This is a genomic window from Paenibacillus sp. J5C2022, assembly GCF_025567625.1.
GTDB lineage: Bacteria > Bacillota > Bacilli > Paenibacillales > Paenibacillaceae > Pristimantibacillus.
Window position 1 is genome coordinate 41,433 of record NZ_JAOQJC010000004.1, and the last position, 22,019, is coordinate 63,451.

General features: G+C 49.4%; 23 protein-coding genes. 17 read left to right on the top strand and 6 right to left on the bottom strand.

The features are described 5' to 3' along the window. Positions 1–708 precede the first annotated feature (708 nt). The gene (locus tag M6D81_RS04370) at positions 709–1,203 is read left to right on the top strand and encodes a hypothetical protein (RefSeq protein WP_262675606.1); all 495 of its coding nucleotides are present in this window, start codon (positions 709–711) and stop codon (positions 1,201–1,203) included. A 37-nt stretch (positions 1,204–1,240) separates the two neighbouring features. Here the strand turns inward: M6D81_RS04370 and M6D81_RS04375 are convergent, their stop codons facing one another. Both M6D81_RS04375 and M6D81_RS04380 read right to left on the bottom strand, forming a co-directional pair. Then, positions 1,241–2,035: a DUF4367 domain-containing protein gene (locus M6D81_RS04375; RefSeq protein WP_262675607.1), complete on the bottom strand. Its 795-nt coding sequence runs from the start codon at positions 2,033–2,035 to the stop codon at positions 1,241–1,243. Next, positions 2,028–2,606: an RNA polymerase sigma factor gene (locus tag M6D81_RS04380; RefSeq protein ID WP_262675608.1), complete on the bottom strand. Its 579-nt coding sequence runs from the start codon at positions 2,604–2,606 to the stop codon at positions 2,028–2,030. The genes M6D81_RS04375 and M6D81_RS04380 overlap by 8 nt, the downstream gene beginning before the upstream one ends. 211 nt (positions 2,607–2,817) lie before the next feature. Between M6D81_RS04380 and M6D81_RS04385 the strand changes: the two genes are divergently transcribed. Beyond that, positions 2,818–3,348: a hypothetical protein gene (locus M6D81_RS04385; RefSeq protein WP_262675609.1), complete on the top strand. Its 531-nt coding sequence runs from the start codon at positions 2,818–2,820 to the stop codon at positions 3,346–3,348. Positions 3,349–3,506: 158 nt separating this feature from the next. After that, the gene (locus tag M6D81_RS04390; RefSeq protein ID WP_262675610.1) at positions 3,507–3,812 is read left to right on the top strand and encodes a hypothetical protein; all 306 of its coding nucleotides are present in this window, start codon (positions 3,507–3,509) and stop codon (positions 3,810–3,812) included. A gap of 90 nt (positions 3,813–3,902) precedes the next feature. Here the strand turns inward: M6D81_RS04390 and M6D81_RS04395 are convergent, their stop codons facing one another. After that, a complete protein-coding gene (locus M6D81_RS04395) occupies positions 3,903–4,637 on the bottom strand; it encodes an NAD-dependent protein deacylase (protein WP_262675611.1) in 735 nt (244 codons plus the stop codon). Positions 4,638–4,735: 98 nt separating this feature from the next. On the opposite strand from M6D81_RS04395, the gene M6D81_RS04400 reads away from it, so the two are divergent. The 3 genes from M6D81_RS04400 to M6D81_RS04410 all read left to right on the top strand — a co-directional run bounded on the left by M6D81_RS04400 (position 4,736) and on the right by M6D81_RS04410 (position 6,849). After that, the gene (locus tag M6D81_RS04400) at positions 4,736–5,005 is read left to right on the top strand and encodes a DUF2277 domain-containing protein (RefSeq protein WP_262675612.1); all 270 of its coding nucleotides are present in this window, start codon (positions 4,736–4,738) and stop codon (positions 5,003–5,005) included. 5 nt (positions 5,006–5,010) lie between these two features. Continuing rightward, positions 5,011–5,430 carry a hypothetical protein gene (locus tag M6D81_RS04405; protein WP_262675613.1) on the top strand — a complete coding sequence of 140 codons (420 nt, stop codon included), beginning with the start codon at positions 5,011–5,013 and terminating at the stop codon, positions 5,428–5,430. A 186-nt stretch (positions 5,431–5,616) separates the two neighbouring features. After that, entirely contained in the window at positions 5,617–6,849 is a 1,233-nt protein-coding gene (locus M6D81_RS04410; protein WP_262675614.1) for a Gfo/Idh/MocA family protein, read from the top strand. Between the two features lie 102 nt (positions 6,850–6,951). On the opposite strand, the gene M6D81_RS04415 is transcribed toward M6D81_RS04410, so the two are convergent. Next, a complete protein-coding gene (locus M6D81_RS04415; protein WP_262675615.1) occupies positions 6,952–8,235 on the bottom strand; it encodes a DHHW family protein in 1,284 nt (427 codons plus the stop codon). Between the two features lie 42 nt (positions 8,236–8,277). Next, positions 8,278–9,684: an MBOAT family O-acyltransferase gene (locus tag M6D81_RS04420; RefSeq protein ID WP_262675616.1), complete on the bottom strand. Its 1,407-nt coding sequence runs from the start codon at positions 9,682–9,684 to the stop codon at positions 8,278–8,280. 191 nt (positions 9,685–9,875) lie between these two features. Between M6D81_RS04420 and M6D81_RS04425 the strand changes: the two genes are divergently transcribed. The 4 genes from M6D81_RS04425 (at position 9,876) to helD (ending at position 14,963) form a co-directional block, all read left to right on the top strand. Beyond that, a complete protein-coding gene (locus tag M6D81_RS04425) occupies positions 9,876–10,112 on the top strand; it encodes a FeoA family protein (protein WP_262675617.1) in 237 nt (78 codons plus the stop codon). After that, positions 10,109–12,115 (top strand): ferrous iron transport protein B, encoded by a 2,007-nt coding sequence (gene feoB, locus M6D81_RS04430; RefSeq protein ID WP_262675618.1) that lies wholly within the window; start codon positions 10,109–10,111, stop codon positions 12,113–12,115. The genes M6D81_RS04425 and feoB overlap by 4 nt, the downstream gene beginning before the upstream one ends. Positions 12,116–12,136: 21 nt before the next feature. Then, positions 12,137–12,286 carry a FeoB-associated Cys-rich membrane protein gene (locus M6D81_RS04435; protein ID WP_262675619.1) on the top strand — a complete coding sequence of 50 codons (150 nt, stop codon included), beginning with the start codon at positions 12,137–12,139 and terminating at the stop codon, positions 12,284–12,286. Positions 12,287–12,542: 256 nt separating this feature from the next. Continuing rightward, positions 12,543–14,963: an RNA polymerase recycling motor HelD gene (helD, locus tag M6D81_RS04440; RefSeq protein ID WP_262675768.1), complete on the top strand. Its 2,421-nt coding sequence runs from the start codon at positions 12,543–12,545 to the stop codon at positions 14,961–14,963. A 242-nt stretch (positions 14,964–15,205) separates the two neighbouring features. Here helD and M6D81_RS04445 read toward each other — a convergent pair whose 3' ends face one another. Then, on the bottom strand, positions 15,206–15,649 hold the full coding sequence (locus M6D81_RS04445; RefSeq protein ID WP_262675620.1) for a hypothetical protein: 444 nt from the start codon (positions 15,647–15,649) through the stop codon (positions 15,206–15,208). Positions 15,650–15,833: 184 nt separating this feature from the next. Between M6D81_RS04445 and M6D81_RS04450 the strand changes: the two genes are divergently transcribed. The 7 genes from M6D81_RS04450 to M6D81_RS04480 all read left to right on the top strand — a co-directional run bounded on the left by M6D81_RS04450 (position 15,834) and on the right by M6D81_RS04480 (position 21,999). After that, positions 15,834–16,115, top strand: coding sequence for a hypothetical protein (locus M6D81_RS04450; RefSeq protein ID WP_262675621.1), 282 nt, complete (start codon positions 15,834–15,836; stop codon positions 16,113–16,115). Between the two features lie 178 nt (positions 16,116–16,293). Further along, on the top strand, positions 16,294–17,046 hold the full coding sequence (locus M6D81_RS04455; RefSeq protein WP_262675622.1) for a YveK family protein: 753 nt from the start codon (positions 16,294–16,296) through the stop codon (positions 17,044–17,046). Beyond that, a complete protein-coding gene (locus M6D81_RS04460; RefSeq protein ID WP_262675623.1) occupies positions 17,027–17,713 on the top strand; it encodes a CpsD/CapB family tyrosine-protein kinase in 687 nt (228 codons plus the stop codon). Before M6D81_RS04455 ends, M6D81_RS04460 begins: the two co-directional genes overlap by 20 nt. A 198-nt stretch (positions 17,714–17,911) precedes the next feature. Then, complete coding sequence (gene galU, locus M6D81_RS04465) at positions 17,912–18,814, top strand: UTP--glucose-1-phosphate uridylyltransferase GalU (protein ID WP_262675624.1); 903 nt, start codon at positions 17,912–17,914, stop codon at positions 18,812–18,814. Positions 18,815–18,816: 2 nt separating this feature from the next. Then, positions 18,817–19,512 (top strand): sugar transferase, encoded by a 696-nt coding sequence (locus tag M6D81_RS04470; RefSeq protein WP_262675625.1) that lies wholly within the window; start codon positions 18,817–18,819, stop codon positions 19,510–19,512. A 23-nt stretch (positions 19,513–19,535) separates the two neighbouring features. Continuing rightward, positions 19,536–20,657 (top strand): glycosyltransferase, encoded by a 1,122-nt coding sequence (locus M6D81_RS04475; RefSeq protein ID WP_262675626.1) that lies wholly within the window; start codon positions 19,536–19,538, stop codon positions 20,655–20,657. Then, a complete protein-coding gene (locus M6D81_RS04480) occupies positions 20,650–21,999 on the top strand; it encodes a hypothetical protein (protein ID WP_262675627.1) in 1,350 nt (449 codons plus the stop codon). The genes M6D81_RS04475 and M6D81_RS04480 overlap by 8 nt, the downstream gene beginning before the upstream one ends. Positions 22,000–22,019 lie beyond the last annotated feature (20 nt).

A 22,019-nucleotide genomic window follows, 5' to 3' on the forward strand; every position in this document is an offset into this window, starting at 1 on the left:
TGTGCGCTATCGCTCAAAATGGTCACATAGCCCCGCCAATCGTGCCACGACCGCCCTAAAGTCGCTCTCTATCGCTCATTTTGCTCACATAGCACCTGAGAGGGAGCCGAAAAGTGTGCGCTATCGCTCAAAATGATCACATAGCCCCGTCACTCGTGCCTGGACCGCCCCAAAGTCGCTTTCTATCGCTCATTATGCGTGCATAGCCCCGAAAGAGAGCCCAAAAGTGTGCGCTATCGCTCAAAATGGTCACATAGCCCCGCCAATCGTGCCTCGACCGCTCCAAAGTTGCTTTCTATCGGCTCATTTTGCTCGCATAGCCCCGAAAGAGAACCCAAAAGTGTGCGCTATCGCTCAAAATGGTCATATAGCCCCGCCACTTGTGCCTGGACCGCCCCAAAGTCGCTTTCTATCGCTCATTATGTATGCATAGCCCCTGAGAGGGAGCCGAAAAGTGTGCGCTATCGCTCAAAATGATCACATAGCCCCGCCAATCGTACCTCGACCGCCCCAAAGTCGTTCTCTATCGCTCATTATGATCAATACATGGTTACATAGCACCAATGATAGACTTGTCGAACTGTTTTTATATAGTGCATGCTGTCTGGTTAAAAAGTCACAATTTTTTTTTTGAAATATGCAACCTCGTTAATAGTTTATGTGTTTAAGGAGTGAAGGACAAATATAAAAAAGAAGGGATTGGTTGAAATGAAAAGGTTAAGCAGATTTTCAAAAATTTCAGCATGCATGGTCTTGGCGCTAGTATTAATGTTGACGCCGATGGCAGCGTTTGCAGAAGGAGGGACGGCATCTAAATCGAAGACGGTTCCGAAGACACCACCACCGCCGATGATGGTTCAGCCTCTAGGATTATATACGGGGTATACATATTTAGAATCATCGTTTCGGTCAATAATTGATAATCAGAATGAAACTTGTCAATTACAAGCTCAAACACAGGCAAGTCAAGATGTTGATACAATTGGAGCCAAGTTTCAACTTCAAAGATGGACTGGCACGTACTGGCTAAGCGTTGGACCAGAGAGTAATTTTAGTGAATCTGATACTAGTGTATTTTTTGGCGGTGTTACGAAAACAACTACATCTGGATATTATTACAGGGGGTATATAACCCACTACGTAAGTCATAATGGTACTAATGAATCTGCCGTAGAATATACTGCGACAATGTTAGCAGATTAATATTATGATAAAAAGCGAATCAATTGAGATTCGCTTTTTATTGTATATTCTCTAAAATTTTGATTAGCTCGTTTATTTCAGCCTTCCCTGAAATAACAATATAAATGTCATTAAAGGGATATTCAATACTAAGTTTTCCGTTTGAATCGTTAAATAAAAATGCATCTGCATGATTGATTTTAATTGTCTTAAAAGTATCATTAGCTTTTATGTTTTCTGAGGTTAATTGCTCTTGACTAATAACATTTTTAATAGACATAGTTACATCATTGTTATTAGAATTCGTATAAATGATATTTAAATAAGCAGTCTTCTTATCCGATTCAAAATTTCCACTATAATATTCTTTAATCGATTTAATCGTATAATTTTCAGGAAGATAAGTAATAGTTGGGATTTTGAATGAAATGTGATCCATTGCTTCTTTAATTGAATTGTATTCCATTAATCCAAAGTCATTACTCTTACCGCCACCCCCATCATTCACTTCTTTAGCCCCTTCCTCCGGAGGAGGCGATGTTTGTGGAATGGCTCCTTTGTTGTCTTCCGAGCCGAATATGATCTTGATGGCTTCGTCCTTTATGCTGACAATGGCTTTATAGATGGGGTCGAAAGCGTTCGACACCGTAGGTGTTCCAAAGATGATGGCGCCTAACAGGAAAGAGGCTGCCACATAAGGCAGTACTTTTAACCGGAATTTTCGTTTGGACTTGCGCTGCAATTGCGCCTGAACTCTCGTCCATGACTGATCGGAGCTGGGTACGAATTCATGTTTTTTTGCCGTCTCCTCGAATGCTTCATCGAACCACCTTTCGAATTCGTCTTTATTCATTTCGGCCACCCCATTTCTTTTTGAATCTCTTCTTCATGGCTTCCCTTGCGCGGTACAGCTTATACTTCACCGTCTCCTGAGTAGTATCCAGTTCTGCCGCTATTTCCTTGTAACTCAAGTCCCGTTTCCATCTTAGTTCAATCAGCGAGCGATACTCCGGCTTCAATTCTCTGAGACACTGATCCAGCGTCTCGGACATCAATTTGAGCTCCACCTCCTGCTCGATTGAGCCCGGTTCCGTGGTCAGTTCGGAGTTCTCATTTATGTAAACACTGTCAGAGTCAATATCGTTGCGATTTTTTTTCGTTTTTCTGAAATAATTGTATACCGTGTTCTTCACGACAACCTTCATCCATGCTTTCAACTGCATTTCGGTATTGGTTTCCGGCACGTTGCGTATGACCTTCAGGAATGAAGTCTGGATAATATCCTCGGTTGTGGCGTGATCCTTCACCATATACATTATGACTGGATACATGAGCTGATAGAACTCATCGTAGATCTCTCTCTGAAGCTGTGGGGTTAGTTGTTCATAGTTAGCGGTCATCAGATGGACTAGCTTCTCTTGCATATCTATTGCGACCCCCTTGCTAGCGCTGTTTATAGTGGAAAAGTTGCTTATTCCGCTAATTTCCTCCAGTTATTATAACCTATTCCGATATCCTTTGTGTTTACAAACTATTGGCAATTGAGAGAAATTCGCAGCAGCTGCTACCTAATGGAGATTGGAAGTGTTACTACTGTAAGAGGTCCAAGCTGAGGGGAAAGGGGATCATATAAAAATGAAAAGAAGCAAGTATGCTCGAAGAAGCGACTACATATTATTGATTTTTATTATGTTCATTATTAGTGTGTATGCCATTCCTCGCGTATTCGAGCTGCTCATTCAATCGTCTGAAGGAGACTATAAGAGCAAGGAAGGCTACTATGCAAAAATGCTGTACATGGATAAAGGGGGATGGCAAAGCGAAGGAGGGCAATATTCCGGTCTGGAGCATTTGCTGGGAGCCGCACTGCAAAACCATCGAATTGTACAAGAGATCAAAGTATCCGATGAGAGCCGGGTATGCGTAGCTATAAAAGAAACCGAAGCAGAATTAAGGGATGTTCATGTAATAGGCATTGCCAGCACAGTGTTCGAACGGTTTCCCGATGTGGAGTATGTAACCATAATAGATTTGACAACCGAGTCAGATGCCGGCATAGACAACGAGCGGTATACGGTGTCAAGGAGTCTTTTTGAAACCGTTGTCAACGATGCCACCCTTACAAGCAAAGAGCAGTTCCAACGTATGGTTATCCCGAATACATAAGTCGAGCGGTATCAGCTCATGCAACCTAACCCCCATCCATGGTGTTCCTATATAGTGGGGGTGCATTTGTGAAAAAATGGTCATTGTTAATATTACTTGCAATTTTCGTGTTTGCGCCGGTGGCTTATTCATCCGATAAACAAGAAGTAATACGGTTTATGAGCGCCAGCGAACCGGGCTATTATAGCATTTTCGTCTTCTGGGACAAGAAGGTGACCGATTATCAGAAGCTCAATAACGAAATGCTTGCCATTCTTTATGACGATAAGGTTATGTCCGCTACGAAGATTAGCAAGTATAACTTTGTGAATGTAAACGATATGACCCATCCTTATCATTATAAAAGCTTGCTGGATCTGAAGCAGTCGCCGACGATTGTGCTGCTGGATCACAAAGGGATTATTCTGAAGACCAGCAATCCGAAGGAGCTCTTGCAAGTCATGCTTATGGAAGGAGGGAAATGAAAGAAAAAGGGAAGGATGGAGTTGGAGCGCCCCTGTGCAGGAGCGCGCGTTCTCACCCTGATAGATAGACGCTTTGCGGCGATAGAGGTCTCACGATATGGACAATCGGCTCTGCAGTTGTTCGACCGTATCGACAATGTCCGCATGTATGACAAGATCGAAGAGCGAGTCCATCGATGTCGGCTCACGATTAATGAGCGCCATCTTGCTGTTGCGATTGCGCGCAGCATAGCCGGGTAGCCCGTTGACGGGGGAGACTTGCAGCGATGTGCCCATCGCGATGAATAGATCGGCATCGTAGGCTGCCGCGAAGGAAGCCTCCATATGCTTGACACTGCCACCGAACAGCACGACTTCCGGCTTCAGGATAAAGCCGTCTTCCGTGCAGCGTGGAATTGCCTCTTGCATCAGATGCTTCCTATCGTATTGACGCTTGCATTTTGGACAGCATGCGAAGTTCAATGTTCCATGAACTTCCAGTACATGAGAGCTGCCGGCTTGCTGGTGAAGGCCGTCAATGTTCTGAGTGACGACGGTCACTGACTTCCCCATGTCCTCAAGGAGGCGAACGAAATGATGGCCCGGATTGGGCTTATACTGCTCCAGCTGTTCGAATTGAAAAATCTCCTTGAAGTATACCCAGAATTGCTTGGGCTTACTGTAGAAATAAGACTCCGACAGAATCGCTTCCACATTCAGATGATTATCGTAAATGCCGCCGCGAGAACGGAAGTCGGGCAACCCGCTTGCGGTACTGATGCCTGCTCCGGACAAGACGGTTATGTTCCGGCTGCTCTGTATCCATTGCACCATCGGCTCCAGCATGGCTATCACCTCCAAGTGAATTATAGCATGAGCTGGATTCGCCGCGCGCATTATCGTAGTATAAATAAAGATAAAGCTACAATGAAGGAGTGATCGCGATGTGCCGAAATATTAAGACGCTGTTCAATTTCGATCCCCCTGCGACGGACGAGGAGATTGAGGCGGCCGCTGTGCAATTCGTCCGGAAGCTGTCCGGCTTCAACAAGCCTTCCAAGGCGAATGAAGAAGCCTTCCACCGCGCTGTCATGGAGGTTGCGGCTTCGGCCAAAACTTTGCTGGACACGCTTGTAACGAATGCCGAACCGCGTGATCGCGAAGTGGAAGCCGAGCGCGCCCGGGCGAGGAATGCCCGTCGATTCGGAAGCTAAGGCGTATGGAGAAAAGCGGAAGAAGGAACACGATTCTGATCGTTTTCATCTTTATAGCGTTATTCGCTGCCACTGCATTCCTGCTGGTCAATTGGATCAAGAGCGCAGAGGTTTTCAATTTCGTCCGTCCGTTCACAGTCGAAGTGACCAATGACTCGGAATACGATATTGTTTCATTGGAATTCGGGTTGTTGAAGGGCGAATCTAAGGAAACGCTGGACAAGATCATTGCGAGCGGGTCGAAAGCAAGATTCATTCCGAATCTCGATCTTACCAGCGAGAATGCCGTTTACTTGAAATTCCGGGACGCCAGAGGCGAAGGCGGGGAGCTTACTGTATGCGGATATACGGAATATTTGAACGGTATGACGAGAGTGCGAATTAATGAGAAGGAAGCGGTTGTAGAAGAGATGGACTGCTTTTAGAATAGGCCGTTCCATAGGCTAACGAATGTCAAGAAGCGTAGTTGCAGCGGCAGCAGCCATTTCTGATAATCGTTAGTTTTTTTTGTATGTTCAAAGCGGCAATGCTGTGCTATAGTAAGGTTAAACCAATTTTAGAAATCGATTTCTATTCTTGATTCCATCGTATATGAAGCGGGAGGAGTAGCAATGAAAAAGAAATATGCGATTGTAGGCGCAGGTGTAAGATGCACGTATATGTTCGCCATTCCCTTGGTGGAAGAGTTGTCCGATGTGGCGCAGTTGGTCGGCATATGCGACGTGAATGAGGGGCGTGCCAGGCTGATGAGCGAGCGGTGCGGAGGAGTAGCCACTTACGACGATTTCGAACGAATGCTGGATGAGACGAAGCCCGACCGCGTCATCGTCACCACGATTGACAGCTTGCATCACGACTTCATCATTCGTGCACTGAGAGCCGGGTGCGATGTTATCACGGAGAAGCCGATGACGATCGATGCCGTCAAGTGCCAGGCGATTATGAAGGCGGAAGCGGAGACGGGGAAGAAGGTGGCCGTAACATTCAATATGCGGTTCATGCCATATGTATCGAAGGTGAAGCAATTGCTTAAGCAAGGAGCGATCGGCGAAGTGCTGCATATGAATGTGGAATGGTTCCTGGATACGCGTCATGGAGCGGATTACTTCCGCAGATGGCACCGGCATATGGAGAAGAGCGGCGGGCTTCTGCTACACAAGTCGACGCATCACTTCGATATGATCAATTGGTGGCTGGACGATCATCCCGAGACAGTGCAAGCATTCGGTGATCTGAAGTTCTACGGGCCGAACCGGGAAGAGCGTGGCGAACGCTGTCATACTTGCGCACATGCGCAGTCCTGTTCGTTCTACTATAATATTGCGGGCAACGAACGGGACCGGACATTGTATCTCGAGAATGAGAGCTATGACGGCTATTATCGGGATCGTTGTGTGTTCAGTGAGGAAATCGATATCTATGATACGATGGCTGTGCAAGTGCGCTATGAACGGGGAACGACGATGTCTTACTCTCTGAGCGCATACAATCCGATAGAAGGCTGGCGGGCGGTGCTTGTCGGGACGAAGGGCAGACTGATTGCCGAGGAGCTCTATCCGGTGAACGGCGAGCAGATGAAGCCATACAATGACATATTGCTGTACAATGAGCATGGCGAACGGACGGTCGTGCAGTGCCGCATGTCCAGCGGCGACCATGGCGGCGGAGATTCAAGGCTGCGCGATATGCTGTTCAGAGACGGGGTGCCAGATCCGCTGGGGCAGCAGGCAGGGACACATGCGGGCGCTATGTCGCTGCTGATCGGAGCAGGGGCGAACGTATCCATTGCTGAGGGCAGGCCGGTGTCCATCCGTGAGCTGGTGGATACCAGCATTTATGCTTGAATGCTTGAGAGATGAAGCTTAATACATGATAACAATGGCCCGATTCCTTCTGATGCGGCAGGAATCGGGCTATTGCCTGTATAGCTCGACAAGCTGTGCCGATCATTCCGCTTTCTTCTCGAAGCTATAATTGCCGCTGAACAGATTATCGTCGTGGAAGGCGATGATGAGCATATCGTAATGCTCCCGGGTGAGCACATCTTGCAAGCTGAATTCCGTATAATATCGATTGTCCAGAACGGTCAACTTGTTGAAGTGCTGAGCCAGGTAAGGCGTAAGGGGGTTCATGAAGGAATCCTTCAGCAGCAGGACATTCAGATCATTGTTCGCCTGCGGATTCTCATATACGATCCTCTGACGGTCGCCCCCGAAGATCGAACCGTACGTGTAGGTGCTTCGGCCTCGCTTGTACCCGTAGAAATCATGGAACTCCTTGATCGTCTGCGTGCCGTCCTTGTTTATGACCTCGAATTGTTCGAAGGAGAACGGAATTCGCGGTTCGTAAATAATCGTACGGTCCGCTTTCTTCGGATTGATAACATAATTGATCTGATTGTTATAGCTGCCCTCGAATCTGCCGTCCGTTAATTGAGAGATATGGATATCGTCCAACGTCATAGGCTCGTCCGTGAAAAGCGGCGATTTGTCGGAGATTTCTTCAATCATTTCCTGATAAGCGGTGAAGGCGCCCTTGATATTCCAGTGATGGTCGGTCTCCAAATACATCTCTTCCAGCTCCGCTTTCGTAAACGTATCGAACTTGTCTCCGATATCTACGACGTTAACCGATTGATCCAGCTTGGATAGGAAGTATTGCTTGGACTTGCTATAAGAATCGGTTCGCAAATAAGCGGGATACAGATGCATTAACGATTTCGTTCTCGACGGATTGAAGACGAAATAGGTCTCGGTGCCTTGCTCCCCGGCGAATTTCACCGCTTCGTTCAATTTAGCGGTCGCAGCGTCAATATGCTTTATATAGACGGTTTTGCTGGGAACGGGGAAGATCCACTTCTTGTTGATCAGCACAAGCTTGGACACGATGCGCGAATCCTTCACGACCGTTCCGTCCTCCGGACTGGGGGAAGGGGCAGGGCGGAGCAAGTTTTCGAACAGCATCGCGTTGAATACTTTCGAATTTTGCTGCCTCTGATACATCATTACCATCCCGTCGCGAAGCACGATCTGATCATTCACATATTGATTCATATCTTCGAAGAAGCTTCGCGAGAGGAGCGAATCGGATCTGAATGCAGGCAGTTGGCTTAACGTTCTCTTCTCGCTGGCCGAGAAGCTGTTGTCCGGCGTCGCCAGGCTGGCTATGGAGAATCCGAATATAATGGCAAGGAAGGCTCCGATATAGACAATGGCAATTGTTTTGTTCACGTTGATACTCCCTTGATGACTATGACTTGATTGCAAGCCCGCTTAAAATCTGAAATACAGAAACGGATTGTACGTTGAATTAACCAGATACAAGATCACTTGCACGAATAGGAAAATGTAAAAGAACAATGCAACGGCCTCGCGTAAAATATTGGTCGAAGGGTGCAGCTTAAGCTTCTGCAGCTTCGGAAATACCGGCATGGCCGCGACGATCGCAATGGCGAAATAGAACCAATTCAATGACAGCAGCGACAGCGCCTGGGCATCCAAAATCTCCAGACCGCGGGATGAAAACATGGCGGTAAGATAATCTGCTGCATAGCTGAAATTGTCGGCGCGGAAGAACACCCAGCCGATCATGACAAGCAGCAGTACCAGCACGTGATTGAACGGATAGATCCTGGACAGCCACTTCTCCAGACCGAACTTCTCCAACGCGATGAGCACCCCGTAATAGATGCCCCAGGCCATAAACGTCCAGCTTGCTCCATGCCAAAAGCCTGTCAATGCCCACACAACCAGCAGGTTGCGGCATAGCTTCCACTTCGATACTCTGCTGCCGCCCAGCGGGATATAGACATAGTCCCTGAACCAGCTCCCGAGGGAGATATGCCAGCGCCGCCAGAACTCCGAGATGCTCTTGGCGATATAGGGATAGTTGAAATTCTCCTTGAATTCGAATCCGAACATTTTACCCAGACCGATCGCCATGTCGCTATAACCCGAGAAATCGAAATAGATCTGCAGCGTATAGGCGAGAATGCCGATCCACGCGCTGCCGGTAGACAGGTCATTCGCAGAAGTCATAAATATCGTGTCCGCTACAGCGCCCAGCGGGTTGGCCAGCAGCATCTTTTTGGACAAGCCCAGAATGAACCGTTGGATGCCTTCAGCGAACTGCACGGAAGAGAAGACGCGCCGGCCAAGCTGCTTGGCGACATCGTTGTAACGGATAATCGGGCCTGCCACAAGCTGCGGGAAGAACGTAATATACAGCGATAATCTGAACAGATTCCGCTGGGCCTGCTCTTGTCTGCGATAGATGTCGATGAGATAGCTAAGCGCATGGAACGTATAGAAGGAAATGCCGATCGGCAGCGGAATCGCTTGCAGCTGGATATTCGTGTGCAAGGCGGCATTCATGACATCAACGGCGAAGTTGGCATATTTGAAAAAGCCTAAAAGCCCGATGTTGACCGCAATGGCGGAAGCCAGTATGTAGATTCGCTTCTTCTCGTAGTGCTCCGCCCGATCAATCCAGATGCCGAAGCCATAGTTGATGAGGATGGATACGATCATGAGAAATACATATCGGGGCTCACCCCAGGCGTAGAAGATTAAGCTGAAAATGAGAAGAATGATATTTTTAAATTTGAAAGGAACAGCAAAATACAAGCTTAGGACAAGGGGCAGAAAGAAAAATAAAAAGATGACGGAACTGAAAACCAAAACATGCTTCCCCCTAAGTTGAATATTCATTCATGCGCGTATGAAGTGATCACAATAGTAATGGACGAGGATTGAAGCATTTTGTTGCAGTTGTTAAAAAATCCCTACCTTATGAAAAGTCTTTACAAATATCGAAATTCGCCTATAATATAAATGCTAATGAAAATTATTATCGATTAGGGTGATGCCTCTTGCCATTACTTTCAGAACTGCAACTAAAAACCGGCGATGTCATTAAAGTAAAAGATTTATCTTCAATTAACAGGCTCATACGCAAACGGCTAAACGATATGGGAGTCGTTGAAGCATCGGAGCTGTGCTATAAATGCCAAATGCCGTTCGGCGGACCGCTAATGCTGGAATGCAACGGACAACGGCTAGGGATTCGTTACAAAGAAGCCGCATGCATCGAGGTTGAGTACCAATGACAAGAATCGCACTGGCCGGAAACCCGAACATCGGGAAGACTTCTTTATTTAATCAGTTGACGGGTTCTTACGAATACGTTGGAAATTGGAGCGGAGTTACCGTTGAACAGAAAGTCGGCGTGTTGACGAACAAGGCAGGAGAACTTATTGATCTCCCAGGTGTATATACGCTGGCGCCGATTTCGAAAGATGAAGGGGTAGTCTCGCAATTTCTGTTAAACGAAACCTTCTCTCACATACTTAATATTGTTGATGCTTCGCAAATTGAAAGAAACCTGCACTTAACTGTCCAATTGCTGGAATACGGAAAGCCTGTCATGATCGGGTTAAATATGATCGACGTTGCAGCAAAACGCGGCATTGTCGTAAATCCTTCTATTCTAGCCAAGAAGCTCGGAGTGGGTGTCAAGCCTGTTATTGCAAGGACAGGGCAAGGATGCCAAGAGCTGTTGGGGGCACTTTCTCAGAATATTCCGGCCAGGGAACCGCTTGTTCTTGACTATGGCGGCCAATTGGAGAACGGCATACGGGAGCTGCTTTCGCAGTTGCCGGATATGGACGATCGTAATAAGCGGTGGCTTGCGATTCAATTTTTTGAAGGCAACTACGTTGCTCGTCACAGTCTGGAGCATTATATTGATTCGGATTCCTTGCAATTCCTGTATGATCGGACAGAGAAGGCTATTATCGAATCCGGATTATCCAAGCGAATGCAGGACCATATATACCGCATAAGAAAGCAATATATTCAAACTGTGCTGAATGCCTCTTATGAGAGACAAGAACATAAAGAAGATCAATTCACTGAAATTATTGACCAAATCGTTACGAACCGCTTTTTGGGCATCCCTATTTTTTTATTGTTCATGTTTCTTATCTTCAAGCTTACGTTTGATTGGCTCGGCTCCCCTTTATCAGACGCGCTGGACTCCTTTTTCTCAGGCCCGCTAACAGACATGCTAAGTGGCGCCTTAACGAAGCTCAACGTTAATTCCTTTATTCAAGCGCTTGTTTTGAATGGGATCGTTGCTGGAGTTGGCGGAGTGTTGGTTTTCGTGCCGCAAATTTTCATTTTATTTTTCTTTATTTCGTTAATTGAAGATTCGGGTTACATGGCGCGTGTAGCGATGGTCATGGATCGCCTGTTGGAGAAAACCGGTCTTAACGGCAAAGCCTTTATTCCCATGATTATCGGCTTTGGCTGCAATGTGCCGGGGATTATGGCGGCCAGAACGATCGAGCAGCCTAAGGAACGGTTATTAACGGTCATATTGACGCCATTAATGTCCTGTTCCGCCCGACTTGCCGTATACAGTTTATTTGTGGGCACATTTTTCGAAAACCATCAAGCGCTCATTGTGTTATCTTTATATGTTATGGGCGTTGTCGTAGCTTTGCTATTAGCTAAGCTGTTCTCATTATTATTTATGAAGAACGAGTCCTCTTTATTTGTCATTGAGCTTCCTCCATACAGAGTACCGCAAGGCAAGACATTGATAAGAAGCACGTGGGATAAAGGGAAAGGCTTTGTCAAAAAAGCGGGTACGTTGATTTTTGGAGGGACAGTAGTCATTTGGCTGTTATCCTATACAGGTCCTGGCGGATTCGACGTTGAGATCGACAAGAGCTTTATGGCCATATTGGGCGGAGGTCTCGCTCCTATTTTTGCCCCGATCGGCTTTGGCACCTGGCAAGCGGGAGCTGCGTTAATTACGGGATTTCTTGCGAAAGAAGTCGTTGTGTCGACGATGAATATTATCTACTTTGTACCGAATACGGATATGCTGCAAGGGCTGCTGGCCACACAATTTACACCTTTGTCGGCATACAGCTTTATGGCTTTTATTCTGTTATACGTCCCTTGTTTGGCCACTGTAGCGATTATTCAGAAGGAAACGAAATCGAAGAAATGGACGCTATTTTCCATACTTTATGCGCTCGTTATCGCTTATTTGATATCGTTCATTGTGTATCATGCAGGCCGTTTACTTGGATTCGAATAAAGGGCAAGGGAGGAAGCGGCAGTGGTGAGTTGGATATTGGGTGTTGCTATTTTTGGATATGCCTCGTGGACAATATATCGGTTTATGAAGAAAAGCCGGCAGGGCAAATGTGCAGCTTGCTCGTTAAACAAAAGCTGCCAAAGCCAGTGCTTCGATTCTTCTGTCGAATAAACTTTTATGAGAAATGGCTTACGGCGTCCTTGTAAAAGGACGCCGTAAGCCATTTCTCATAAATATGCGCTCGATCATTCATGCACGCAGGCTGGTGCAAAGTTGTTTTTTGTGCTATGATAAGAAATCCATATGTATTCACAATTCATATGGACACAGTTAATTCATTTTATCTATAATTTAATCTTATCATGGAGGTCGTCGGGTTGTCAAGCGCGGTATGCAAATTCAATACGGGGAGCGTGGCGTGTAAATGATGGATGCGAACGAATGGAAGCGGGAAGAGAAGCGACTTGCCGGAATCCTATCAACGCTACAGGTGCGGATAGCCGAACTGGAGCCGGAGGCGGAGGGCTTGCGCGATCAGGCGGCGGATATCCAGAAGCGATTCTGGGATGAAGTGACGGTTAACACGAGCTCGGACGAGGATCTGGAGGAAACATTCTATACAGTGCGGCAGCAAGCGGCGGTACTGAACGAGCGGGAACGCAGGCACCGGCAATTAATGCAGCAGTGGCAGGGGATGAATCGGCTTCTGCAATCGCCTTATTTCGGCCGCATTGACTTCCGGGAGGACGGTCTGAACATGCTGGAGGAGATCTATATCGGCGTTTCATCGCTAATGGACGACGACGGATTGACGTTCCTGATCTATGATTGGCGCTCGCCGATCGCGGGTATGTATTACGACTATTCGCCGGGCACGGCGGCTTACGATACGCCGATCGGCCCCGTCTCTGGCGAGATGGAGCTGAAGCGGCAATTCCGGATTCAAGGAGGACAGCTTCGCGGCATGTTCGACGCCGGCGTCACGATCGGAGACGAGCTGCTGCAGGAGGCGTTGAGCGAGAGCGCGGATTCGCAGATGAAGAGCATCGTGGCGACGATCCAGCGGGAGCAGAATGCGATCATCCGCGACGACGCGAGCAGGATGCTTATCGTTCAAGGGGCGGCGGGCAGCGGCAAGACGTCCGCCGCACTGCAGCGCGCAGCCTATCTGCTGTATAAGCATCGCGAACGCTTGAAGGCGGATCAGATCTTGCTGTTCTCGCCTAATCCGATGTTCAACAGCTACGTCTCTACCGTCCTGCCCGAGCTGGGAGAGGAGAATCTGCAGCAGACCACGTTCCAAGAGTATCTCGACTATTCGCTCGAGCCGGAGCTCCGCGCGGAGGACCCGTTCGACCAGATCGAATACGTGCTGTCGCAGACGGGAGAAGCGGGCTACGAAGCTCGGATGAACGGCATTCGGTACAAGGCATCGCCGAAGTATCTCGAGGCGCTGCAGCGTTATGCCGAATGGCTCGGCAAGCAAGGCATGCGCTTCCGCAGCATACGCCTCCGCGAACGGGAGCTGATCTCGGCGGGACGCATGGAGGAACAATTCTACCGCATCGATCCGTCCGTCACGCTGCCGAACCGGATCGACCTGCTGCGTGAGTGGCTGCTTGGGGAACTGGCCAGGCATGCGCGCCGGGAGCTGCTTGAGGAGTGGGTGCAGGAGGAGCTCAATTACCTCGACAAGGAACAGTACGCGGAAGCGTTCGAGGAACTGCATAAGGACCGAGGCGTATTCGACTTTGGCGAGAAGTACGAGCAAGTCGCCGAGCTTGTAACCGGCAAGCGCCGCGGCGACGAGGCGGACTTCGAATTCGCCGATCGAGAGGAAGAGCTGCTGCGCAAGAGGGTCGTGAAGGATGCGTACCGCCCCCTCAGGCGAAGCGTCAGGAAGCTTGCGTTCGTCGATATGCCCGCCGTCTACGCACAGTTGTTCGACAGCGGGGAGACTTACCGGGACATGACGGGTTCGGGGGCGGAAGAGCTGCCAGGGCGCTGGGCGGAGATCGGCGGGCAGACGAAGCGCAAGCTGGCCGCGAAGGAGCTGTATTACGAGGATGCGACGCCGTTCCTGTATCTGAAGGAGCTGGTCGAGGGCGTGCGGACGAATGCGGAGGTGCGCCATGTGTTCATCGACGAAGGACAGGACTACTCGATGTTCCAGTACGAATACGTGAAAAAACTGTTCCCTCGCGCCCGCATGACGGTGCTCGGCGATTTCGGGCAAGCGATCTTCACACAGTCGACCGATCTTCGGGACGAACAATCGCCGTTACTTCAACTGTATGGAAAGGAAGAGACGAGGCTGATCCGGCTGCTTCGCAGCTATCGTTCCACACGTGAGATCGTGGCCTTCACTCGGACACTGCTGCCGGACGGCGGGGAGATCGAGCCGTTCGAACGAAGCGGCAAGCAGCCGCTGCTCGTCGAGACGGACACGGGCGAGGAACGACTTGCGCGCATGGCAGCCGATCTTGAGGCGCTTCGCGGCGAGGGCTTCGACACGATCGCCGTCATTGCGAAGACGGCGTCGGAGAGCCTCGAAGCGTACGAAGCGCTGCAGGTGCGGGGCTGCCGGGGGCTGAAGCTGATCACGAAGAAGACGCCGGCTTTCGAGAAAGGAATCATGGTCATCCCGGCCTATCTTGCCAAGGGAGTGGAATTCGACGCGGTGCTGGTCTATGACGCATCGGAACGGGTATACGGCCGCGAGAGTGAGCGGAAGCTGTTCTACACGGCATGCACGCGGGCCATGCACCGGCTGCATCTCTACGCGGACGGCGAGTGGACGCCATTCCTTCGGGGGGCGGATTTCACCTTGTACGAGATTGCACGTTGAGCGGAGAGCGGGCATAGAAAACAATCGGGGCCGATGATGAAGAACCCGAAGAAACGGTACAGGATTATTTCCTGTGCCGTTTCGCATTCCATTTTTAATCTCTGTTCCAATAGTAACGGAAATCAAGACGCTTTATGGTCGCGTATGCCTAGTCGGACGACGGCTAATTTGAATTGCGGTTTGAGGAACGTTCGTAAAGGACCAAGCCATTTGCAAAAGTCAAGCTCAATTCGACCTTTCATTTACAATTTTGATGGACGACTTGCATTAATGTGAAAAAATATAGCTTTGCATGCTGAAAAAACAGGCTTCGCGAGAAGTGCAAAAATTGTCGAAACCAACATTTCTTCCCGTGGATTGGCAAGCTCATGGACCATAGTCCCTAATGAATCATCAAATCCGGGAAGCGGTGGCTTGCTTTTTTCAGAATCTTCTTGGAATAGAGGTGAGAAATCCTTTATTTTACAAGGGATGACGGGTGCCTGATTGCATCGGGAATGTGAGTCTGTAGATGGAAAACGGCTGCTGGGACAAAAAACGATTTTTTCTGACAATTCATCAAGATAGGGAGTTGAAAGCGGTACCAAAGTAAGTGTCAAACCACTAAAATAGTCGTCCTTACTTATGAAAAACGATGACGAAAATGAGAAAGAAAGGCTAAGCGACACATGTCTTTCTTCCCTCATGATTTGCGGAAATCTATGGCATACTTAGACTCGTAGTGTGAAAAAGCTTCACATGTCCCCTCTCAAAGGGAAATCATGCATATGGAATGAATAGAACCTCCTCATTAAGGTTGTATAGGAAATCTGAGTAAAGCAATCTAAAACTTGCGGGGGCAGCAAGTGGATGAATGGAGGAATTGCTACGATGAGTGTTATCAATCTGGAACAAAAGCAAATACGTCTGAAGCAGTTCTTGCAGCGGATATCCGAAGACGAATCGTTGTGTCAGAAAAAATCGATAATAGACGAATCTCGTTCCATGACGGAATTGCTGCTGATGTCAGGCTACGGACCCTGGAATGAATCCATTGATCTGGCGCGGCTCATCACGCTGCTGCTGGAGAAGAGAGGCATGAAAGGTTGTTCGGAAGCGATGATGGAGCATATTTTGAACGGCGGAACGATTGATGGTTTTTTGCAAAGCTAGCACTGACGGTCACAATGGAATCGTATGGCAATTGGGGTTTCGTATGCTTTTTTTATGCCTAAAAGGTCGCGAAATGAATAATAAAATTATTAGAAAACTCTAATTGAATAACAAAAAAGAGAATTGCATGCGAAGGCTATGGAATGGAGCATGGCTCCAAACCATTGGAGGTGGCGAGTTGGAGTTAAAACAATATTGGATCATCATCAAGAAAAGATTGTTGTTGATAGGCTTGCTGATTGCAGTCAGCTGTCTAAGCGTGGGGCTCTATTCCAGCTATTATGCCAAGCCTCAATATCAGGCCTCCGCCAAGCTGATTGTCAATCAGTACAAGGCAAGCGGCTCCCTGCTGTCCAGCATCGATATCGGTGCAATCAATTCAACGATCGGGCTGATTAAAACCTACAAAGAGATTATTAGAACGCCGCGCATGATGAAGAAAGTAGTCGAAGCTTACCCGGAATTGGGCGTCACGTATAAGGAGCTCATCGGGATGGTCAGCGTCAGCTCGGTAAATGAGACGCAGGTGATGTCGATAAGCGTCAGGGCGGAATCCTACAGGAAGGCGGCGAATGTCGCCAATGCCGTTGCCATAGTATTCCAGGAATCGGTGCCGATGCTGATGAAGGTCGATAACGTCTCCATTATGGATCAGGCTAACCCGCTTGAGCAGCAAGGTCCCGTGTCGCCGAATTTGAAAATGAATATGACGGTTGCCTTTATGCTGGCTCTGCTTCTTGGAATCGGGCTGTCGTTCTTGCTTGAATATCTGGACGATACGGTGAAGTCGGAAGAGGACATCGAGACGCTTCTCCAGGTTCCGGTGTTGAGCACGGTGCCGTTGTTCAGGGAAAGCGATTCGAGAGAGCATAGCGGCATGCAGTTCGCTGCGAGAACCGGGAGGGAGAACAATGTCACGTTCGATGCCTAAGTGGAATCTGATCACACAGCTGAATCCGATCTCTCCGATATCGGAAGCGTACCGGATGCTGCGCACCAATATCGAATTCTCAACCATTAACCAGAAGCTGCAAGTGATTATGGTCACCTCATCCAAGCCCGGCGAAGGAAAGAGCACCACCTGTGCGAATATGGCCGTCGCCTTCGCTCAGGCCAACAAGAGGGTACTCTTGATCGACGCGGATCTGCGCAAGCCGACGCAGCATTATCTGTTCGGCACGTCCAACCGCAACGGGCTGACGACGGCATTATTTAACCAGAAGCCGCTAAGCGATACCGTCCAGCATACGATTACTGACAATCTGTTCATCATGCATGCGGGGCCGACGCCACCCAATCCATCCGAGCTGCTATCCTCGCCGCAGATGTCCGATTTGATCCGGGAGGCCAGACGCGACTATGAAGTGGTGATCATCGACACGCCTCCGATTCTTTCCGTGACGGATGCGCAAATCGTAGCCACACGCAGCGACGGTACTGTGCTGATCGTGGATTCGGGACAAGTGTCGAAGGACCTCGTGTTGAAATCAAAGGCGTCTCTGGAGCATGTCAACGCCAAGCTGCTTGGCGTAGTGCTGAACAATGTCAATCGCCGTCAGGCGGATTCCTACTCTTACTACTACACCGAGGAGAAATAACATATCGGTGGAAGCGCAGCCTGCCCGAGTGGGCCGGATACAGGTAATGCCTCCTGCACCTCTATCACTGGAGGCACTCGGCCATGCTGTGGGCATGCGGCCTTAGACGTTAATCGTCGAGGGTGTGGCGTGAGGAGGGGTTAGATGCCCGATGAATGTGAGTGTTATGCCAAATTTTGAAGGGAAGGGTGAGTTCTAATGAAAAAGGTGACTAAGGCCATTATCCCAGCTGCCGGGCTTGGTACACGGTTCTTGCCGGCTACGAAGGCGATGCCGAAGGAAATGCTCCCGATCGTGGATAAACCGACGATCCAGTACATTGTTGAGGAAGCGATCGAATCCGGCATCGAAGATATTATCGTCGTGACAGGAAAAGGCAAGCGCGCAATCGAGGATCACTTCGATATCGCATTCGAGCTTGAGCACACGCTTCAGGAGCGCGGCAAGCTGAGTACGCTGGAGAAGGTCAGAAAGTCATCCAATGTGAATCTGCACTATATTCGCCAGAAGGAAGCGAAAGGCCTCGGTCATGCGGTATGGTGCGCTCGCAGCTTTATCGGCAACGAGCCGTTCGCCGTGCTGCTGGGAGACGACATCGTAGAATCGGACATTCCGTGTACGAAGCAGCTGATTCAGCAATACGAGCAGACGGGTCGATCTGTTATTGGCGTGCAGACGGTCGGAGTGGATCAGACGCATCGTTACGGCATTGTTGATCCCGGCGAGCGGATCGACAACCTGTATCAAGTGAACTGCTTCGTCGAGAAGCCTCCGCTTGGGCAAGCGCCGTCCAATCTGGCGATCATGGGACGTTATGTACTCACCCCTGAAATATTCGGGTATCTGGGAGAACACCATATCGGAGCCGGCGGGGAAATTCAGTTAACCGACGCCATCCAGCGTCTGAATGTGGACCAAGGCGTATATGCATACGACTTCCAGGGTGTTCGTTACGATGTTGGTGAGCAGCTCGGATTCATATTGACGACCATCAACTTCGCTCTCCGGAATCAGGAGCTCCGGTATCCGCTTATTACTGAACTCGAAGAGCTCATGGAGCGCGAGATCAGCAGACAATTGATTATGGGAAGGAGTGAGTAGTTATGGCGCCTTCACCTTATAGGGACGAAGCGGTATGGAATGGGTCCGGCTACTATTCGCAAGCACAGCATGCGGGACGGCGACAAGGAGCGACGCTGTATGAGAGTGCGAAACGGACGTTGGATATTGTCGGATCGCTGATCGGATTGCTGTTGTTCAGTCCGCTCATCGTGCTGGTCGCCGTTCTGATTAAGCTGGAGGAGCCCAGAGGGCCTATTCTCTTCTATCAGACTCGTATCGGCAAAAATGAAAAGCCGTTCCGCATGTATAAGCTGCGCTCGATGGCGGTGAATGCGGAAGAGAGGCTGAAGGATCTGCTGGAACAAAATGAAATCAGCGGAGCTATGTTCAAAATGAAAGACGATCCGCGCATTACGAAGGTGGGCAAATGGATACGCAAAACGAGCATTGACGAGCTGCCGCAGCTGTTCAATGTGCTGCGGGGAGACATGTCGCTCGTCGGTCCGAGACCGCCGCTGCTGCGGGAGGTTGAGGAATATAGCGAGTACGACAAGCTGAGGCTCAGCGTTACGCCGGGTTGCACAGGCATGTGGCAAGTAAGCGGTCGCAACAGTCTGACGTTCAAGCAAATGGTAGAGCTGGATATTGCATATATTCAAAAGCGGTGCTTGTGGCTGGATATTAAGATCATGCTGAAAACCGTAAAGGTCATGATTACGCCCCAGGATGCATTCTAGCAAGTGAAGTGGAGGAGGAGAGGATGGCAAGAGTACTTCATCTGTCGGAGTTCACCAAAGGCGGCATCGAGACGCATCTGAATGAAGTACTGGGCTATCAAAGCTCTGTGCACGATGTCTACCTGATGGTGTCCGAGCAAAATTCCAGCCGAGAGACGCTGGGCATCAGTCCGGAACGGTTAATCGTGTATCCTTACAAGCGAAGGCCGGTGCACATGCTGAAGGCGATGAGGGAGATGGCCAGAGTCATCAAGGAACTGAAGCCTGATATCGTGCATGTGCATGGAACGTTCGCCGGATTGTTCGCAAGAGGAATACTTCTGTTCCGGCGGAAACGGCCCGCAATCGTATATTGCGCGCACGGCTGGTCCTTCCTGATGGACACTTCGCCATGGAAGAAACGTCTGTACGCGCTGGCCGAGCGCATACTGGAAAGCCGTTCGGATGCCATCATCCATATTTCCCGGCACGAGTATCGAATGGCGTTAGAGTACGGCTTGTCCGCGCGCAAATCGGTCGTGGTGTACAATGGCGTGTCGGAACGGAAGCCATCTGATGCCGAGCATTCTCCAATCGAGACGATCCCCTCTTGCTTGAACCTTCTGTATATTGGGCGCTTCGACCGCCAGAAAGGGTTCGACCGTCTATTGGACTTGTTCCGGCAGCACGATTTCCCGAACGTGAAGCTGTATCTGATCGGGGATACCGTGCTGAAGGCGCGGACGTATGACTTCCCTGACAACGCTGTCCGGCTCGGATGGGTGGACAATTCCGAGATTGACCGTTATATCTGCGCCTGCGATGCGGTGATCGTTCCCTCGCGCTGGGAGGGCTTCGGCATTGTGGCGGTAGAAGCCTTGCGCAATGGCAAGCCGGTTATCGCCAGCAGGCGTGGAGCGCTTCCGGAAATCGTCGAGCATGGCGTCAACGGCTATTTATTCGATTTCGACGATACGGAGCAACTGGCAGCGATCATCCGCGGGATGGACAAGAATAGACTGGCGGAGATGGGGCATGCGGGCAGACGCATATTCCTCGGGAAATTTCATGCGGATGGGATGAACGGACGGATCGAAAGCTTATACCGGGATGTTCTGATCGGAAGAAGGGGACGCCATGCTTCCGCTGAGGGGAAATATGTCTAGTATTGCGGCGCGAAAGCAAGGGATGGAGCATTCTTTTCTCGCGGCGTATTTTGTGCTGCTGCTTCTGTTCACCGTCTATCAGGACTTTCCGTTAGTTACAATGATCGGGGAGATTGGCCGAACGCCCATCGTGGCGCTGCTTCCGGTTTTCGTGTTTTGCGAGGTAGCGCTGCTGGTCAAGCATAAAGCGATCAAGGGCGGCACGCGGCTGCAAGCGTATGTTTTCGGCTTTATCGTGTATTTGAGCGCTATCAGTCTTGCATACATCCTGGTTAATTATTTGATGGGCCAATACAGCTTCGGATCGGAAGCGCTGCTGGCCAAAGGCGTCAAGGTGCTTATCTATTTCATACTGATCCTGTTGTATATCCGCCATGTGCAGTTGGTGCTTGCCAAGCTTGGGAACGGTCGCACGATTGGTCTGTGCTTTCTCGCCGCTGTCACATTTTTGCTCGGGATCATGGTTGTTGAGCTGGCCACTATGCCTAACGCTCTGACATTTCTGCACTCAGGGGACCAGCCGTACTGGCGGGTGAGATTGCTGACGTCGGAGAGCAGTACGACGGGTTCCATCATTGTCGTGTTTACCGCGATTTTGATTTACTTGTCGCGATACTTCAGCACTCCTGCGGCACAATGGCTGGCGACCGGATATGCTGCCGCTTTCTTTTTCTTCTACACGTCCGTAACCGGCTCCAAAGGGTTTCTGATCATTATTCTGCTGACTCTCATTGTAACGATGGCGAAATTTCTGGACTTCAGGAAGAAACGGAACTTTGTGCTGGTGCTTGCGGCCGTAGCGATGATGTATGTGTTTATTGCGCAGTTCGCTGCTGAGCTTCTCGGCTCTTTCAGCAATGATATTGAGAACTACACTTCATCTTACACGCGGATGGGAACGATACTGATTGCGGTACTGACGGTGTTGCATCACCCGCTTGGCGTCGGCACGGGAGCCTATCCCATTTACTTCAATCAATATATGGGAGACTCGATCAGCCTAATGTCCGGCATGTATTACGACGCATTAGGCGTCAGCCAGATCAATGTGAGCGAGCTGCTTCGCTATTCCGAATCGACCAAGAACCTTGGCGTCAAGTCGGGATTCTTTCAATGGTTTATGTTTGGCGGCTTGTTCTCTGTCGCTTTCTTCTATTTGATAGCAAGGAATTTGATTGCAAAGGCCAAGGCCAGTTTGATCATGTTTATGGCGCTCGTATTCATTCTGTTCTCTCTGCTGCTTGTCTCTTTAGAGATCAAATACGAGATTTGGCTTCTATTTGCCTTTATCAGCATGTTTATGGGGCGGAACGACTATTTCGGGAACATAAATGAACGGTGAAGCTCTCGCCGTGAGGAAGG

Bases quoted from the DNA above. Each gene is read 5' to 3' on its own strand.
- M6D81_RS04370 (WP_262675606.1), top strand. From the start codon at position 709: ATGAAAAGGTTAAGCAGATTTTCAAAAATTTCAGCATGCATGGTCTTG.
- M6D81_RS04375 (WP_262675607.1), bottom strand. From the start codon at position 2,035: ATGAATAAAGACGAATTCGAAAGGTGGTTCGATGAAGCATTCGAGGAG.
- M6D81_RS04380 (WP_262675608.1), bottom strand. From the start codon at position 2,606: ATGCAAGAGAAGCTAGTCCATCTGATGACCGCTAACTATGAACAACTA.
- M6D81_RS04385 (WP_262675609.1), top strand. From the start codon at position 2,818: ATGAAAAGAAGCAAGTATGCTCGAAGAAGCGACTACATATTATTGATT.
- M6D81_RS04390 (WP_262675610.1), top strand. From the start codon at position 3,507: ATGAGCGCCAGCGAACCGGGCTATTATAGCATTTTCGTCTTCTGGGAC.
- M6D81_RS04395 (WP_262675611.1), bottom strand. From the start codon at position 4,637: ATGCTGGAGCCGATGGTGCAATGGATACAGAGCAGCCGGAACATAACC.
- M6D81_RS04400 (WP_262675612.1), top strand. From the start codon at position 4,736: ATGTGCCGAAATATTAAGACGCTGTTCAATTTCGATCCCCCTGCGACG.
- M6D81_RS04405 (WP_262675613.1), top strand. From the start codon at position 5,011: ATGGAGAAAAGCGGAAGAAGGAACACGATTCTGATCGTTTTCATCTTT.
- M6D81_RS04410 (WP_262675614.1), top strand. From the start codon at position 5,617: ATGAAAAAGAAATATGCGATTGTAGGCGCAGGTGTAAGATGCACGTAT.
- feoB (WP_262675618.1), top strand. From the start codon at position 10,109: ATGACAAGAATCGCACTGGCCGGAAACCCGAACATCGGGAAGACTTCT.
- helD (WP_262675768.1), top strand. From the start codon at position 12,543: ATGGATGCGAACGAATGGAAGCGGGAAGAGAAGCGACTTGCCGGAATC.
- M6D81_RS04445 (WP_262675620.1), bottom strand. From the start codon at position 15,649: ATGAGGGAAGAAAGACATGTGTCGCTTAGCCTTTCTTTCTCATTTTCG.
- M6D81_RS04450 (WP_262675621.1), top strand. From the start codon at position 15,834: ATGAGTGTTATCAATCTGGAACAAAAGCAAATACGTCTGAAGCAGTTC.
- M6D81_RS04460 (WP_262675623.1), top strand. From the start codon at position 17,027: ATGTCACGTTCGATGCCTAAGTGGAATCTGATCACACAGCTGAATCCG.
- galU (WP_262675624.1), top strand. From the start codon at position 17,912: ATGAAAAAGGTGACTAAGGCCATTATCCCAGCTGCCGGGCTTGGTACA.
- M6D81_RS04470 (WP_262675625.1), top strand. From the start codon at position 18,817: ATGGCGCCTTCACCTTATAGGGACGAAGCGGTATGGAATGGGTCCGGC.
- M6D81_RS04475 (WP_262675626.1), top strand. From the start codon at position 19,536: ATGGCAAGAGTACTTCATCTGTCGGAGTTCACCAAAGGCGGCATCGAG.
- M6D81_RS04480 (WP_262675627.1), top strand. From the start codon at position 20,650: ATGTCTAGTATTGCGGCGCGAAAGCAAGGGATGGAGCATTCTTTTCTC.